The following is a 16728-nucleotide window of genomic DNA, read 5'->3' as shown; positions in this document are numbered from 1 at the left end:
TTCAATATACAAACCCCGCTCTTTTCTTCACCTCTTCAAACGGAAACGCCGGTCCCGGATCCACTTTTCGGGAAGTAATATCCGAATGACGCACGAGATACTTGATCCCGTAATGTACCCGCAGTAATCGACATAACCGAATAACCGCCTCCACTTGCTCCACCGTGTAAGCATGCCAATACACCGCCCGTCCGTTCTCTATTCCCGTGTACACCTCGTCAGGCATATACTCCCGCCCGAACGACGAGAAGAAACGGTTTCCTTTCCGTTTCAACTGTCCCCCGTTATCCATCTCCACCCCGATAGAAAAGTCATTTACATTCGCTCTTCCCTGATGCATGCTCACTCCCGCATGCCATGCCTTAATCACGTAAGGTACCATCTGATAATAATCGCCATCCCGTCCAACAACCGTATGTGCCGCCACCTTCGTCCCCGGATTACACAAATGTACCACAGACGACATCGCACTTGCTCCCCCGGTTCCGTGCAACACAATCGTGTCCACCACTTTCATCCGGGTCTTACACTTACCGCACGAAAAATACTTTACTTCTTCTCCGCACAAAACATCCGATACAATACTCAACATAAATAATTATTTAATTGTAAATCATAAATTTAAAATGAATCAGATCATTTTATTTTTCTCCTGAATAAATTCCCTGTAATCTTCTCCCCACTCCTTCCGATCACGTATCCTCCCAACCCGATTTCAAGTAAGTCCCAAAAACGGGATGTTTCGGACAAAAGCGGAGAAGGATTAAAAACTCCTAATAAAATAACCAAGGTAAACACAAGCATCACGATCGGACGCCACGACCTTTGCAACCAATTTCCTTGCGCCTCCCGATCGACGACTTCCAGCCTGCCTCGTGTCAATTCACTCTCGTGGCGATATAACAAGGCTATAATATCTGCCTGAATCTGTTGTTTTTCTTTTGCAGACACCGATAAACCGTTAATTACATCTCCGATTTCTTGAAATACATTTGAAAATACACCCATGATAATCAATATTTTGGTTTGATACAATATTACAACCATATCAACCCGAAAACATCATACTCCCCCACGGCAATTATTATTTTTTTAATAGAAATAATTCAACAATTCCTTTTCTGATTGTTTTTTTATTACGAACAAGGCAATGAATCCCTTACCCATTGCGGTTTCCAATAGGTACATCACGTTATTCTATACAAGAGTAAAAAGATTTTCAAACAACCTTTACACAAACAAAAAAATAAAAATGCTGACTTGTTAGTCAGCATTCCGAGTCACATTTAACATTTTTTCAATCACAACACTTGTACTATTCTTCCTCACTTTCTCCCAAACGCTGTTGAATCCACTGAAGATACTTGTCTGAAGTCTCCGACCAAAACTTGTGGGGATTCTCCCGATTCTCCATCCGATACAACTCCCGATTGTAATTCGAGGGAAATGATACATCATAAAACAAACACAAATAATTCAGAAAGGCCTTTTTCGTGTTCACACCACCATTCGCCACCACAATTTTCGTTTCCCATAGAATATTCCCCATTTCCAACAAACAAGACGGACTCTCCGTCCAACGGTAATACCCCGGCACCAGATATCTCTCCCGTCCAAAATGCTCCCTCAACCTTCGTACTGAATTATATTGGACTATCACAAACCGCCAAACCCGTAATTGCTCCTCTACACTCAAATCCGTCCATTCCGTAAGTTTGTCCCCTCGTAAGAAAACAATTCTCTCCCTCGGTTTACTTACATCCGTCACGAACAACTCCTCCAATAATTCCAAATGATTACGAATCTCCTCTTTCGCTTCCTCCGGGCAGTCACTTTCCTCAATCCGGGCTCCTATTTTATAAAACAGCAAACTTTCCCGTTCCAGTATACGCCTCATATACATTCTGCAACTTTTCTCTTGATTAAACCGTAACGATTCTTTCGAATTTACGGGTAATTGTACCACAACATCAAAAATGGCAAACTCGTAATCTGCCAGATAATTCAAATTAAAACTCATACTTTTCTACTTTAATTTAAAGGACGGACTGACAACAAAACACCAGCCCGCCCCAAAAAAACTTTACACCATAAACTTAACACTCAACGTTACTTCACGATAATCGTGAAGCAATCATTTATATCCTTGGAATACCCTTCGTTTTTAAAGTTTAAGGATATCACGTATCGCCCAACGGGAACATCGTGATGCAACGGTACCTCGAATGTTCCGTTTCCCCGCACGGAAAGTACTTCCCATAATTTGCCCGGATCGCCTTGTATTGAGGTGATATTTTTAATCGACACAATGACTTGGGAAGTTCCTTCAACACCTTCTATCGGCGTACTCACCCAAGGTTGTCCCCATTTTATTCGTGCATAATCCTCTCCTATTTCGTCCAATGAATTACTAGTCTTTATTACTAATGTATCCGGACTGTAACTCGCTCCTTCCGTTAAGAGATACCCAACTGTAATATCCTGACATCCATCTTCCAACCATGCAAACAATACAAATCCTATCAATATAATTAAATTCCTCATAACTCTAAATTCAATGTTTCAAATTATAAATTCTTCCTATTAGATTTTTCCTAATATATAATTGTAATTCAAAGCGTGAACGACCCCGTTCAACGGTTGTATATCTGGAGTTGCCAATGGTACATGATTACGAACCGAAAAAGAATATAAATACAAAGTTTCTGGTCCTGCATCAGGGACCCCAGCATAAGGAGATTTGTCTACATATATTTTTAAACGATTACCACCTAAACACATTAAGTCGGTTCCTCCATCCTGATTGGAATCTGTAATTGAATAATCTGGATTACGATAAGCTATATCAGATTTCAGTATTTTTCCTTTTACCACATGATTTAAAATCATTTCACGACAAAATTCAGGCGTAAGTTCATTTACAGCTTCCTTATTATCATCCCACAAATATCTTAACACGGAATAACTTGGTGGAGCAAAAAAAGTAATTTCTTTGTAGTCCGGATCATTACCTTCAAACAAATCTGTCAAGTCTGCTCGTTCAATCATCTCCACCGTTAACTCCCAATTATACTTATCTCTTCGCAAATATTCCATTATGCTGCAATCATGATATGGAGAAGCGATTCCTGTATCAATCCAATCTTGTTTCGTATCGCAACCCGCTAAAAAAGGTAAGATACAAATACACATCCATATATATTGTAATGCTTTCATATTCTATATTTTCAGTTTTACATTCTATTTAGCCAATAGGTATTTTGACGAGCTAAAGGATTATCTATAAATTCAGTTTTATCAACCCCGTTAAAAAATACCCCATCAATAATATCCTGTATAGACACTTCACGAAACCCTCCATACAATTCAGTCTTATAATATCCATTTCGAAGCACATCATACCAACGCCATCCTTCCATTAACAATTCCTTTTCTCGCTCCTTGAAAATAGCATAACGCAAATCACCATCATACTCGGAAGGATTATAAAGTTCTGCATTAGCTCGTTCTCTTATGCAATTCAAATCAGCAATAGCCCCAGCATCATCCCCTAATCGTACCCGACATTCTGCACGTAACAAGATAATTTCAGCTAATCGAAACCATATACGATTTTGGTCAAAATTCACAAACTCACCTGCAGCCCAACCAGAAGTTCCCACTCTAGCTAAACGCCATTTCCAAGGATAAGCATAACCTCCCGTTATATTTGTACTTTCACTTTCCATTCGTTCAAAATCATAGAAATAAGCATCACGACGCAAATCTGTTATTTTTTTATCTCCTACAATTCGATCCGGATACATTTTACGCACAGTAGTATTCAATATTCGATATGGCATACTCGTAATCATTCCTTCTTCTGCATTAGGAATAACCGGCCATGCTTGAAAAAATCGTCCGAAACAAAATATTCCATCATCTAAAGGAAAATCTTCATTCGCCAACTCATTCCAATACCCACGCATAGTATTCTCATAAATACTCTCTTGATCACCACCCACAAGGGTACTCGTACACACATCTTCGGGATTTTTCGCCAAATTATAAATCGGAGAATTAATCACTGCTGTGCAAGCAGAATCTGCTGCAGCCCAGAAGGTATTCTCATCGTAAGTTGCTTGTTCCTGAATTGCCATGTATTTACAACCAGCTTTCCATGCACATAAATGAGCTAATAATGCTTGTGCCGCACCTTTACAAGGAACTGATTTGTAAGTTATCGCTCTTCCATCTGATGTTTTTAAATCCGTATATTCGGGTAACAACTTAACTGCTTTTCGGGTTAAATCAATTGCATAATCAATCACCTCTATCCATGAAGAATATTTTACAGGATTAACCTCAACCTTATCACGAATAATCGGACACCGTCCCCATCGACGACCTAACTCAAAATAGACTAACCCCTTTGTAAAATAAATTTGTCCCTTGTAAAAGTCCCGACGCTCTTGCGGCATCTCTATCTTATCAATATACGGTAACGGAACATTTGCTATCGCAATTACTCTATACAGATGAAGCCATTGTAACATATACTGTTCAGGACTATTTTCCTGTAAAAGAGCATTATCTGAAGGATAAAGATAATCCGTATACATACCGTACATTGCAGGATAAGCAATATTTGTCATGCCCAAATCATTCCTTGCATATTTTTCTACCGTAAGTAAACCACTCTCAATTTCTCGTTCATTCGAGAATGCGTTCGAGAATGTAACCGAATTCTCTGGGATCATTCTTAACGTGTCCTCACAAGCACCACATAAGGCACAAACCCAAAACGCAAGTAAGATATAATAGTTTCTCATCATCTAAAATTTTAAAGTTAAACCCAATGTATACTTTCTTGCCAGAGGATACCCCTGTTGCCAATCATCTCCACTTGTTATGTTTACTGTTTCTGGATCCATCCCTGAATAATTTGTCCAAGTCACTAAATTCTCGCCACTTACAAATATTCTTAATTCCTCCATTCCCACTTTTCTACTCCATTTTTTAGGAAAACTATATCCCAATGTTAATGTTTTCAATTTCATATAATTCACCTTTTCAACGTCACGATCTACCGTATCCCACATTCCATTAAACTGATCATATTGAATTCTAGAATAGTCAGGCTTATCTCCAGGCTTTTCCCAAAAATTAATTTTAGTTAAGTCAACAACTAACGCTTGATAATATAAATCAGAAGAAAGACATCTCTTTTCCAAAGAATTCACCATATGGCGTCCCAACATATATGTAAGCAATAAATTTAGATCAAAATTTTTCCAACGAAATTCATTGACGATACCTCCGGTGATTTTTGGCAAAGCACTTCCAATATAAACTTCATCATCAAAATTAGCTTGTCCATCTCCATTTACATCTATAAAATTATAATCTCCCGGTTTATAAAAAATGTTTCTCTTATCATCACTATAGGGTAAATAGTAACTCACCCCTCGTCTATTATAATAAACTTTCACGTCATCTTGAGTGTCTATAAAACCATTAGTTTTTCGGGCGTAAACTCCATTCAAAGATTTTCCGATAATATTTCCTTTAAAATCTTTATTATTATATGATTTTTCAAAACGATTCCAATTTCTTGCTCCATTTATAGAAATCTTCCAATAAATATCCGATTGACGAAAAATCTCGTATTTAATCATCAATTCAATTCTTTCATTAGAAATTGCTGCAGCATTACGCCATTGTTGTCTATAACCATTATGATCTCCCGGCAAATTCATGCGAGCTAATAATTCATCAGTATAGCGATAATAATAATCAAAAGTAAAATTCAAACGATAGTTAAAGAAATCCATATCAATCCCAAAATCATATTGATCTGTTTCTTCCCATGAAAGTTCATTATTATATAAACCATCATACCATATTGGCTCTATCGTTGAATTACCTCTATAAGAAGTTTTCCCCACTTCCATAACGCCTAATGCTAAATAATTAGAGGTAAAATGCATCCCTGAACGTCCCCAACTCGCTCGTAGTTTTCCAAAAGAGAGCCATTCAAATTTCTCTTTTATAAAAGATTCTTCGGAAAATGTCCAACCAAGAGCCACAGAAGGAAAGGTTCCCCAACGATTATTTTCTCCGAAAGTAGAACTCCCATCACGCCGAATACTAGCCGACAACAAATATCGTTCCTTGTAACTGTACTCCAATCGAGCAAAATAAGATAACAGACATTTCTCTTGCATATCTGAACGATAATGCTGGAAAGCTATCGGTTCTTGATAATCCCCCCACCCCTCGTAACCAATCTCAGGCATTCCAGGAGGAGCATAATATATTTTATCACTCGGAGCATTTTCTGCCGATCCCCCATTATATTCCTCTTGATCGTACTGATATGAGAATCCTGCTACAAAATTTATAGTATGCTCCTCTTTTATACTTCGATTAAATGAGAGAATATTTTCATTCAGCATCATTAAATTAATTCCTGTCTCACCAACACTTTTAGAATATCCTGAATAACTCAAATAAGAAGGTTGAAAATAATTTCGACGCTCAATTGAATAATCTGCAGCCAAGGAAGTTGTTATATTCAAACCATCAAATGGTTCATATCCCAATCTAAAATTAGTACGCAAACGAACAGATCGGTTTTTCTCCTTTGTTTTCTTGTAACTATCCGTCACAGCATTCCATGCTACAGAATTTTCTCCTGGTAATAAAGAGGACAATTTATACGGATCTCCCGGAACTGTTTCTATTGGTGGGGCAAGCCCTAACATATCAGTTTTAGTTCCGCGTTTACGGTTCGCAAGAGAAGCATTCAAACGTAAATCCACATTTAAACATTTTACTGGAATTACATTAATAGAAGAATTTAAATCCACACGATTAAAACCTGTACCCTTAAAAATTCCCTCTTCATTGTAATACCCCAAACCAATCCCATAAGTTGTTCTTTCTAAACCTCCATAAGTTTGAATATTCGCATTCGTCACTTTCCCTCTCTCGTAGTAAATTGGAAAATAATTAGTCGAATTATTGTAAAAAGCATTTAAACTATCTTGAAACATATTCCCATTATCTACATTATCTGGCATAGGAATAAAATTCCCGTCCAACATTGCATCCTGTCCCCAATTATCATACTGTTCACGAAGAGTGGTAGGATATTTATACCGATTGGTTTTTGGTTCAATATAAGCTTGGAAACGATCTCTAAAAGAACGCAATCTAAATAATCGTTCTGCTCGTCCAGTCGTTATCGTTGGTAATTTTGGTAAAACACTCCACGTTTGTGAAGCATTCACAGTTAATGTAGCATGCTGATTCTTTTTTCCCTTTTTAGTGGTTACAATGATTACTCCATTTGCAGCACGAGATCCATAAATAGCAGAAGAAGAAGCATCTTTTAAAACTTGAATTGATTCAATCATGTCTGGATTTAAATCAGATAATAAATTAGTACCTGTAATTGGGGAAGTAAATGAATTCAAAGGAACTCCATCAACTACCCACAAAGGATCGGAAAAACGGCGTCCTTGTTCCACATCTAACGAGTTATATCCTCGAATAGTCACCGCCGTACCTCCACCCCCAGGAGCTCCGGACATTCGCGTAATATCCATCCCTGCCACACGTCCTTGAAGTAAAGTTTCAATGCTAACAGACGGGATACCCTTTATTTCATCCGCTTTAATCGTAGAAACAGCTCCCGTCATTTTCCGTTTAGTAGTATTCCCATACGCCACCACAACCGTTTCGTCCAACGCTTGGACATCTTCTTCCATAACGATGCGAAGCGTGTCTTTAGCCGTCTTCTCCGAAAACTCTATTATTTTCTTTTTAAAACCGACAAAAGAAAATTCCAGTGTTCCTTTTACCAAAGGCAATTCTATCGCAAATCGCCCTTTCTCGTTCGTTGCCGTACCCACGGGGAGTCCAACAACTTTTACGGTTACCCCCGGCATCGGTAGCTTTTTCTCGTCAACTACTTTTCCCACGATCCGCAAACTTTTTCGTACGGAATCTTGCCCCCATATCCGAGGTTGTTCCTTTATAATCACCAGATTATCGTCAAAAGTAAATCCCAATCCTAATTTGGTCAATAAATCGTCGAGAACAACTCCCAACTCTTTATCAACCACTTGAACACTCACCTTTCCTCGCACTTCTATTACCCGATGATTATAGAGAAAACTATAACCCGTTTGCCGTTCCAACTCCTGAAAAACTTTTTCCAGCGTCACATTTTTTAATTCCACAGAAACTTTTGATTGCTGTGAATACACCGCAGCCTGTACCTGTACCAAGCTACAAATCAGGAAAATAAATACAAACTTCATCATCATCATCCATTTTCGGACAAAAATCCTTCCTCCGGATCTTGCTCCGATTCGATTTTTTTTCATACCTTTATGTTTTGAAAATTCTACTTTGCATGTTGGCTAAATAACCACATTCTCGCCTTCATGCTTTAACTAAAAGCTGTTCCACGTCCATGCGAACAGCTTTTTTTATTTTACTCTAATAACAACGTTGTTTCCTTTTATATCAAACACCACATTTTCCGTTTGCTCGAACTTATTCAACAAGTTCCGGACATCCTCGTACCGTTTCACTTTTCCAGTGAACTCTATGTGCTTCGCATCCTCATTCTGATAAAACACGTTCAACCCGTACCACACCGAAAGTGTCGTCATAATCTCTTCCAAAGCCGCCTGCCGGAACTTATAATACCCATCTTTCCATGAAGTATATAATTCAGTATCCACTTCCCTCACGTCCGACTCCCTACTATCTTTATCATACACGAACTGCTCTCCCGGCACAATTCGAAAGTTTTTCCCTTCACATACAATCTCCACGCACCCTTCAACAAGAGTCGTTGCCACAGTTCCCAATTTCTCGTAGGCTTTCACGTTAAAAGAAGTTCCCAACACTTTTACATTCATTTCTCCCGCGTGTACCCAAAATCCCCGTGTACTGTCTTTCGCCACTTCAAACCACGCTTCGCCTTTCAGAAAAACCTCCCGTCGCTTTCCTCTAAACATCGCCGGATAACGAATCTCTGAACCGGAATTCAAAAACACCTTTGTCCCGTCAGCCAAAACAAGACAATATTCCCCACTTACCGGAACCGTCAACGTGTTGTGCACCACATCCTCCGCTTTCCCCTTGCTTTCAACCTTCGTGTACACCAGCGTATTCCGTTCATTCATAATCCGTAATGCCGTATCCGCCACGATCAGCTCATTCGTGTCCCGTTTCAACGGCACCACCTCACCCCGCCCTAATGTCAACATCACCTGCCCACTTCCCGGCACAATCCGCTCCTCCGTCACCTTTTCTCCATCTCCTCCTGACTTCATCCACATCATCATCCCGACTCCCAACATCAACAACACCCCAGCCACACTCGCCCCGTATCTCCACCACGCCATCCTTCTCGCTTTCCCTCTTCCACTTTCTCTTTTCCCACTCCTTTCTACTATTCTCCTCCGCATCTCCTCTTCCAACCTCACATACGCCCCTTTCTCATCCAATCCTCCCTTCGCCTTCACCAACCTCACCACCTCTCCCAATTCTCCCACCACCATCCTATACACCCTCTCGTTCTCCTCCTTCTCTACCCGCCACCTCTCCACCTTTCCTCTCTCCTCTTCTGTCACCTTCTCTCCCGCCATCTCCGCCGCAATAATTTTAAAAATCTCATCTTCCATAATCACTATTTTCTACTATAACACCACCACCCCTCAAATCATGTGACAGGAATATTCATTTTTTCTTGGAAAAAAGTGCTTTTGTAAGAAATCTTTTAGAATATTCGTGGCACACAAAACCAACACGTCATGATATTCCGAGAAAAAAGTCTTGAAATCCATTCTTGTAGCAAATAGAGTCAAATATTTTTCCTAATTTTGGAATATAATCTTTATCCCTTTATAATAAGGACTTTGGGAAGATTACCCGATTTTGAGGTAACGAGTTGCCAACCGTTCTTGTTGCTGCATTCTGCTTTGAAATGCTTTCTTAGCAACTCATTGTATGTGCAAAGGTAATATAATTGTTTGATAGTAGCTACTAACCAAAAGAAAAAATATCGTTATTGGTGCTTGATTCTAATATGGTGTTGTTTCATCTTATAGTACAAAGTCGTTTTACTTATTTCTAATAGATACGCCGCAATGGTATAGTTACCTCGTGCATATTTAATGGCTTGAATAATACGTTTTCGTTCTTCTTCCTTATCAGCTTTGAGGGATAAATGGAAAAAGTGGGCTCGTGTGTATTCAAGTTCCAAATCGTTTCTAGTGATAACTTTTTCTTGTGCCAATAATACAGCAGAACGCACCTTTTGCCTAAGTTCACGTACATTGCCCGACCATTTATAATACAGCATTGCACTTCGTGCCGATTTATCAAAACCTTGTGTATAACAACCAAGTTCTTTGTTAGCTTGCTCCCGAAAAAAAATCAGCCAAAGGCATTATATCATCTTGGCAATCCCTAAGTGGTGGAACAATTATAGTGAAGTCCTGCAAACGGTATAATAAATCCTGCCGAAAACGCTTTTCGATTACGGCTATGTTCAAATTCTCGTTGGTGGCGGCTATTATCCGCACGTTGAATATTCGGTCTTCTTTTGCTCCTACGGGTCTATATCGCTTTTCCTGAAAAGCTCTCAAAAGCATTTGTTGCGTTTCAACAGGCAGATTGCCTACCTCATCAAGAAAAAGTGTGCCTCCATTTGCCTCTTGAAGAAATCCCGTTTTCGCCGTATCTGCACCTGTGAATGCTCCTTTTTCGTGTCCGAAGAATGCGGAATAGCTCAACGCAGCTGATAAAGAGCCACAATCCACTGCAACAAAAGGCTTGTCTGCCCGCTTACTGAATTGGTGCAGCTCTCTTGCGACGTTCTCTTTTCCTGTTCCGCTTTCGCCAAATATCAATACGCTCAATTCGGTTGGTGCTACCAAACGAATACGATGATGTATTTTTTGAAATGCTTCGCTTGTCCTTTGGAGGATGGAATGAAGAGTACGTTTCTTATCTTCCTGTTGTAAATCCTGAATGAGCTGTGGTAGTTTGTCTTCTGCCAACTGTATAGGGATATAATCCGTTGCTCCCAGTTTCATCACCGTGACTGCCGTATGGACTTCGGGACGGTTGGTTACAATAATTACTGGATACGTTTTACCATTACTATGTATCCATTCTAATAAATCTACACATTCCCCATCTGATAGGTGTGAGTTTGTTATAATGACATAGTTCCCATTAGCCAAAAGACAACGAGCTGATTTCAGACTGTATAATCCTTTAATTGGGAAACCTGCTCTTTGTATGAGTTTGCAGATGTATTCGTTTTGTTTTGGATTGGAGTCAATGACAATCAGTTGTTCTGTACCATTATGACATTGTTTCATTTATTCTTATTTGAAGAATCAACAAACGATGTCTGATATTGCTTTGCGAGTACACCACCATACTCCCAAACAACAAACTATAATGATAATACTGGTAGTATAAAGCATATTTCCTAATCCTGTAAGCGGAGAAATTACACCTCCGAATAAAAATGTCAGAAAACCGAGCAGTGCAGACGCATTGCCGGAATTATCCCGTTCTTCATCAAGGGCTAATGCTGTGGAACTTGGTAATATCAATCCTAAAAAAATGAGGAATAGAAACAATATACTCTCAACTATTATGACAGTAGCATTACTTATAAGCGCAACTGCCACCATCAAACTTACCAATCCAAAACCGACAGTTCCTGTTCTCATCGCCTGTTTTGCACTGTGGAAAAACGACACAGAAAAACTTCCCAACATAATAGCTACTGCATTCGCACCGAAGCAAAGTCCGTATGCTGTAGGAGATAAACCATAATGTGTCTGGAAAATAAAGGGTGAAGCGGCAATATAGGCGAACATCACTCCCATTGCAAATGCCTGCACTAACACATAGTTTATAAACCGTTTATTGTGGAGTACGGGAATGTAGTTATGGAATGTTGAATATATATTCTCTTTTTGCCTACATTTTTTCGGAAGCGATTCCTTAAAAAATGACAGTATGAAAACCAATAACAAACCTATAGCAAACAGTATCCAAAAAATCCCTTTCCAATCTGTCACTTCAAGCAAAAAACCACCCAATGCAGGAGCGCAGATAGGAGCCAGTCCTTGCACTCCGCTTAACAAGGAAAAGAACATACTCAGTTCCCTTCCTTCATAAAGGTCTGTGGCAATAGATTTGGAAATGACAACTCCTCCTGCACCTGCCAATCCTTGAACTAATCGAAATAAAATAAACCAATGAATATCCTGCGAATAGATACAACCGATAGTTGCCACACCGAACAATCCTAAAGACAAAAGTAGCGGACGTTTACGCCCGTATTTGTCGCTTAGTGGTCCGATGAAAAGTTGCCCTACCGCCAATCCTATCATACAAAAAGTCAAACTCAATTGCACCAATGAAGCGGAAGTGTTGAAATACTTGTCCAATACAGGCAGTGTAGGCAAATAAAAATCAGTGAGAAACGGACCGAAAGCAGATGCAATTCCGAGCGTTATTAAAAGATAAAGTTTTGAGTTTCTTGTTGCCATAATTCTCTTGTTGTAAATTACGCTGCAAAGTTACCGACATTCTCATGAAAAATTTCGCCCTAATCTGTATGCATATTGTTCAAATAGTGATTATCTTTGCATTATGAAACAGCAAATGCAATTTCATATCACATCGGGAATAAATCTTTTATCTGAATTATTCCCAGCGCAAACAGGAAAGCGTACGCCTATTGGATATGTCCATTTCGTGCTCACGCTGCAAGGGGAGGCATGGGTGGAGATAGACGGACGTAATTTGCATCTTCAAAAAGGCTCGTTTCTCTTTCTGTTGCCAAACGTACAGTTGCGCAGAATATCGCAAACCGAGGATTTCCTGTATGACTACCTTTTCTTTGCGTTTGATTATTTGGCAGATTTCCCTTTATTGCTCAAAACAGATGTATCGGACAAGGCGATGAATATGCCTCATTGCAAATTCGACACAGAAACATTTGCTTTGATAAAAAGATACTTCCACCTTATAAACGAGAGACAAGGCTATACGGAAGTTACAAAAGGTTTGCTTTTTTCATTGATTGTAGAAATAAGCCGTATCTATACAGACCTGAATATAGCGACAAAAATATCCCGACAAGATGAATTGACGGATAATTTCTTTCGTTTATTACATTCATATTATAAGAAAGAGCATACGGCTACTTTCTATGCAGACCGCCTTTGTGTGACAGATAAACACTTGATGCGTACTGTTAAAGCCCGGACAGGCAGAACATTCCATTTTTGGCTATCAGACTTCTTGATGCGTGAGGCCAAATTCCAGTTACGTTCAACAGATAAAAGTGTTACGCAGATAGCTGAAGAACTTAGTTTCCCAAACTCCTCCTTTTTTGCAAGATTCTTTAGAAAATGTGTCGGAATAACGCCATTGCAATTTAGGAAAGGCTAAATATTGCAAACGTTCAGTCGCTTATGTAAATAGCAACAAAGTAAAATTGGCAGAATTGATGACAAGGCGCAAATAAAAGAAAACATGAGTGCATAACCTGTGGTCATCCCATCTGAGCCAATACAAAGAATTGCCATTGTTGAGAATAACAATAAGTTGGCAATTATGATTTCCGACATAGCTAATTTCTTCCAATTGTCGCTTTTACAGATTTTCCAAACGATGGCTCCTCCCAATAGAAAAGGAGGACAAATAAAAGTCAGCCAAAGCCAATCAAAAAATAGGACACCTAACCCGATTCTTAATATGGCATAAAATAAGACACAAGTAATAATGCAGGCAACCAACATCATTACCTCGAATATCCAAAATTTTTTACTATTCAATTTCATAACATTTAATTTCTATACAAAAGTAGAAAATGTCCGTGATATAACGCTCATAAAACGCCAAATATCACGGATTTTGCCTTGATTTATAGTTTAAGTCGGCTTTGTTTTGGGCTTTGTCGAATATTTACACCTTGCCTTAACTTCTCAAATTGTTCCTTGAACCATTCCCCAATCGGTTGCAAGTCAATCGTAAGTACGAACCTACCTTTGTCAGAGAACACTTTGGCTTTGACCTCTTTTGCCATGAATTTCCGTTTATGTTCTTCCGAATAGAGTTCACCGCTATATCCAAGGGGCTTGCCCATCATCAGCACCGCAGTCTGTTCTTGATTGAAACCTACAGCAAAGCATAACCTTTCGAGATTGAGCATACCCTTTATTTGCGGAAACCATTTCAATGTCTTGTTCAACAAGGCGGTAAGCCTTGATACCTCTTTCTTATGTTCGGTATCTCTTACCTGCAACTCCTTGATGTGTTTCTGCTGCATATCCAACACTTGACGGCTGTGGTCTGCCTGTATGGTCTGTAGCTTGGTTTGCAGCGTTTCGATGGTTTCCTCGTGGGTGGCAACTACCTGATGCAATGCGGAGTTCTCCCTCTCCAAAGTCTTGACCTTGTTACTTCCGAAAAAAGAACCGACACTTTCGGCTATGTTGGTGGCTGCGGTCGTAGCTGCACCTTTCAACTTCTCGGTCTGCATTTCTTTCTTGGCTCGCCTGAGTTCCTCCTGTGCCGTTTCCTTGCGGTCTTGAAGTTGCCCTATGTCCGCTCGTAAATGTTCTGTCTGCTGCATCAAATCACGGTAATACTGCCGTGTGGAGATATGCTTCGCTTCCGAACCGTCTATGCCACGCTGCAACCCGTAACCGCTCATGGCTTGGGCATAGGTGTCCTGATAGGATTTGAGTTTGGTACGTGTCATAATCTCATCGGCACACAGTCGGGCTGTGTCGGTCGGTTTCTTGCGGTATCGCTTCTTTACCTGCTCCTCCTTCTTCTTGCGCTTGCGTTCTCCCTTGACTATCGGTACAAGGGTAGCGTGTATGTGCGGTGTCTGCTCGTCCATGTGCAGGACTGCCGACACGATATTCTCCCTGCCGAATGTATCGGCAAGGTATTTCAGATTGTCGCTGCACCACTCATCAAGTCTGCCCTCGTTGGTGATGCGTATCATATCCTCGTGCGTTCCCGTAAGCAGGACACGGATAGCCCTCACTTGATTGTTGCCGATTTTGCGTGTCAGTCCTGCGGTGTCCAGTCGGTGCTGTATTGCTTGTGTCCTATTATACACTCCGTCAGGAAATGTTATCAGTTCCCGATTGAGGTGCGTCCTGCTCTCATCGGCATTCTTCGGTTTGATGGTGCGCTCTATGTGCGCTGACATGGCGGCATCCGTTCCGCTTGTCTTCTCCATGTGCAATACTGCATAACCCATATAATAATCCTTTCTTTTTAACTTGTGAAACAATGGTTGATGGTTTACTCCTGTACGGCTTTTGCCGTTGGCTTGGGAGTGTCCAGAGAGGTGCAACCTCTTTGGCTTATTGGGGGATTTTCAGCGTTGCTTGCAATGCGGCTCGGACAAATTCCCTAATAAGCTACGGCATTTTCCGTTGGCAAATATCCGTGTCGCTGCAAGCATATTCCTTACTACATTTTCAGCCCTCGTTTTTTCGGTGGCTGCATCATCCGCCTTGCGGATTGGACTTGCTTCTCCTGCTTTATCGGCTCTGCCGATTGGGACAAGGGCTTACCGCACAGGTAGTCGTTCAAGTCCTTGTACTCACGATAGTAAAGCGACTTATCAAATAACCGTTCTCCGAACTCAGTTTTCAAGGTTTCACAGGCGTTCCGTCCTGTCATGTCGTTGTCAAGGAAACTGCCAATCTGTGTATAGTTTGCCAATAGGCTTTCCACCTTTGAGAGATTGGAAACAGAGTTCAATATGATATAGTCCTGCGTTGTCAGTCGTGGATATTGCGGATTATTCTTCACTCTAATGGTAAGGAACGAAAGATAATCCATAAAGCCCTCGAACAGATAGCACACGTTTCTCGGCTCTCCCGACTGTCGGATATGGCTGATGTCCTTCGGGGCGATGCAACCCTTGAAGAAACGGTTGCGCACCTCATAACCTCCTGCCACATTCGGGAACCCGATGACGAAATAAGGCTTGCCGTTATGGACAAAGTGCAGTTCCTTACATTCCGCTTTCGCCAATGCGATGTTTATCCCACGCTCCTGTAAGTAGCGGAGCAATGCAGGGTGCGTGAGTTCGCCAACTTCCAAATGTTGGAAACTCGGTTCGGATGTTTGCTGGCGAAAAGAGAAAGACACGGGACGGACGTGCGGTGCTTGTTCCGCTATCTTGCCAAGCAGGTAAGGCACATAGTCCGAACCGTAAAGTTCCTGCGCCAAAGCGATGATATTACCGCCCTTGCCTGTTCCGAAGTCGTACCATTGGTTGAGTTCGGTGTTCACCTTGAACGATGCTTCCGTTTCCTCCCTGAACGGGGATTTGTACCAAAGGCTTTTGCCCTGCTGCTTGACGGGGCTGTAGCCTAAACTTTGCAGATAGTCTGCGATGCGTATCTTCTTTGCTTCCTGTGTAGTCATAATCTTCTTATGGTTTTAATGGTGAATGAAAATCGTTGATTCGTTGAATGGTATATGTAATATGCTTATATACATATAGATATATTCTCAACATCCGCTCAACAAACCACTCGTCAAAAGAGAAACCGACAATCGGTTGTGGCTTTATGACTCAACTTCTCTTTTGGTCTGTTGAGATTTTGTTGAGAATGTATATTGCTTATTATCAGTAGGATTATATTCTTATTCAAC

At 40.5% G+C, this 16728-nt stretch carries 12 protein-coding genes and 1 pseudogene; 1 reads left to right on the top strand and 12 read right to left on the bottom strand.

Annotated elements, in window-relative coordinates; genetic code table 11:
* Position 1: 1 nt before the first annotated feature.
* The 10 genes and pseudogenes from H8S64_RS04620 to H8S64_RS04575 form a co-directional block, all read right to left on the bottom strand.
* The gene (locus tag H8S64_RS04620; protein ID WP_255469430.1) at positions 2–592 is read right to left on the bottom strand and encodes an N-acetylmuramoyl-L-alanine amidase; all 591 of its coding nucleotides are present in this window, start codon (positions 590–592) and stop codon (positions 2–4) included.
* A 44-nt stretch (positions 593–636) separates the two neighbouring features.
* Positions 637–1008 carry a 3TM-type holin gene (locus tag H8S64_RS04615; protein WP_099292138.1) on the bottom strand — a complete coding sequence of 124 codons (372 nt, stop codon included), beginning with the start codon at positions 1006–1008 and terminating at the stop codon, positions 637–639.
* 307 nt (positions 1009–1315) lie between these two features.
* Positions 1316–2020, bottom strand: a complete 705-nt coding sequence (locus H8S64_RS04610) for a hypothetical protein (protein WP_186975167.1) — start codon at positions 2018–2020, stop codon at positions 1316–1318.
* An 89-nt stretch (positions 2021–2109) separates the two neighbouring features.
* Positions 2110–2544: a hypothetical protein gene (locus H8S64_RS04605; RefSeq protein WP_186975166.1), complete on the bottom strand. Its 435-nt coding sequence runs from the start codon at positions 2542–2544 to the stop codon at positions 2110–2112.
* A 39-nt stretch (positions 2545–2583) separates the two neighbouring features.
* Complete coding sequence (locus tag H8S64_RS04600; RefSeq protein ID WP_186975165.1) at positions 2584–3216, bottom strand: fasciclin domain-containing protein; 633 nt, start codon at positions 3214–3216, stop codon at positions 2584–2586.
* Positions 3217–3233: 17 nt separating this feature from the next.
* On the bottom strand, positions 3234–4811 hold the full coding sequence (locus H8S64_RS04595) for a RagB/SusD family nutrient uptake outer membrane protein (RefSeq protein WP_186975164.1): 1578 nt from the start codon (positions 4809–4811) through the stop codon (positions 3234–3236).
* A gap of 3 nt (positions 4812–4814) precedes the next feature.
* Entirely contained in the window at positions 4815–8375 is a 3561-nt protein-coding gene (locus tag H8S64_RS04590; RefSeq protein WP_255469429.1) for a TonB-dependent receptor, read from the bottom strand.
* A gap of 105 nt (positions 8376–8480) precedes the next feature.
* Positions 8481–9686, bottom strand: coding sequence for a FecR family protein (locus tag H8S64_RS04585; protein WP_099292133.1), 1206 nt, complete (start codon positions 9684–9686; stop codon positions 8481–8483).
* Between the two features lie 383 nt (positions 9687–10069).
* Positions 10070–11393: pseudogene (locus H8S64_RS04580) on the bottom strand (sigma-54-dependent transcriptional regulator).
* A gap of 18 nt (positions 11394–11411) precedes the next feature.
* The gene (locus H8S64_RS04575; protein ID WP_186975163.1) at positions 11412–12581 is read right to left on the bottom strand and encodes a multidrug effflux MFS transporter; all 1170 of its coding nucleotides are present in this window, start codon (positions 12579–12581) and stop codon (positions 11412–11414) included.
* 103 nt (positions 12582–12684) lie between these two features.
* Between H8S64_RS04575 and H8S64_RS04570 the strand changes: the two genes are divergently transcribed.
* Positions 12685–13488: an AraC family transcriptional regulator gene (locus tag H8S64_RS04570; protein WP_255469428.1), complete on the top strand. Its 804-nt coding sequence runs from the start codon at positions 12685–12687 to the stop codon at positions 13486–13488.
* Between the two features lie 475 nt (positions 13489–13963).
* Here the strand turns inward: H8S64_RS04570 and mobV are convergent, their stop codons facing one another.
* Positions 13964–15316 (bottom strand): MobV family relaxase, encoded by a 1353-nt coding sequence (gene mobV, locus H8S64_RS04565; RefSeq protein WP_186975162.1) that lies wholly within the window; start codon positions 15314–15316, stop codon positions 13964–13966.
* 215 nt (positions 15317–15531) lie between these two features.
* Entirely contained in the window at positions 15532–16497 is a 966-nt protein-coding gene (locus tag H8S64_RS04560) for a toprim domain-containing protein (RefSeq protein ID WP_186975161.1), read from the bottom strand.
* Between the last annotated feature and the right edge of the window lie 231 nt (positions 16498–16728).

It is taken from the genome of Butyricimonas hominis (assembly GCF_014287455.1).
Taxonomy (GTDB): Bacteria; Bacteroidota; Bacteroidia; order Bacteroidales; family Marinifilaceae; genus Butyricimonas; species Butyricimonas muris.
The sequence above is the reverse complement of the archived record's forward strand: the minus strand, read 5'-3'. Positions and strand labels throughout refer to the sequence as shown.

Bases quoted from the DNA above. Each gene is read 5' to 3' on its own strand.
- H8S64_RS04620 (WP_255469430.1), bottom strand. From the start codon at position 592: ATGTTGAGTATTGTATCGGATGTTTTGTGCGGAGAAGAAGTAAAGTAT.
- H8S64_RS04615 (WP_099292138.1), bottom strand. From the start codon at position 1,008: ATGGGTGTATTTTCAAATGTATTTCAAGAAATCGGAGATGTAATTAAC.
- H8S64_RS04610 (WP_186975167.1), bottom strand. From the start codon at position 2,020: ATGAGTTTTAATTTGAATTATCTGGCAGATTACGAGTTTGCCATTTTT.
- H8S64_RS04605 (WP_186975166.1), bottom strand. From the start codon at position 2,544: ATGAGGAATTTAATTATATTGATAGGATTTGTATTGTTTGCATGGTTG.
- H8S64_RS04600 (WP_186975165.1), bottom strand. From the start codon at position 3,216: ATGAAAGCATTACAATATATATGGATGTGTATTTGTATCTTACCTTTT.
- H8S64_RS04595 (WP_186975164.1), bottom strand. From the start codon at position 4,811: ATGAGAAACTATTATATCTTACTTGCGTTTTGGGTTTGTGCCTTATGT.
- H8S64_RS04590 (WP_255469429.1), bottom strand. From the start codon at position 8,375: ATGAAAAAAAATCGAATCGGAGCAAGATCCGGAGGAAGGATTTTTGTC.
- H8S64_RS04585 (WP_099292133.1), bottom strand. From the start codon at position 9,686: ATGGAAGATGAGATTTTTAAAATTATTGCGGCGGAGATGGCGGGAGAG.
- H8S64_RS04575 (WP_186975163.1), bottom strand. From the start codon at position 12,581: ATGGCAACAAGAAACTCAAAACTTTATCTTTTAATAACGCTCGGAATT.
- H8S64_RS04570 (WP_255469428.1), top strand. From the start codon at position 12,685: ATGAAACAGCAAATGCAATTTCATATCACATCGGGAATAAATCTTTTA.
- mobV (WP_186975162.1), bottom strand. From the start codon at position 15,316: ATGGGTTATGCAGTATTGCACATGGAGAAGACAAGCGGAACGGATGCC.
- H8S64_RS04560 (WP_186975161.1), bottom strand. From the start codon at position 16,497: ATGACTACACAGGAAGCAAAGAAGATACGCATCGCAGACTATCTGCAA.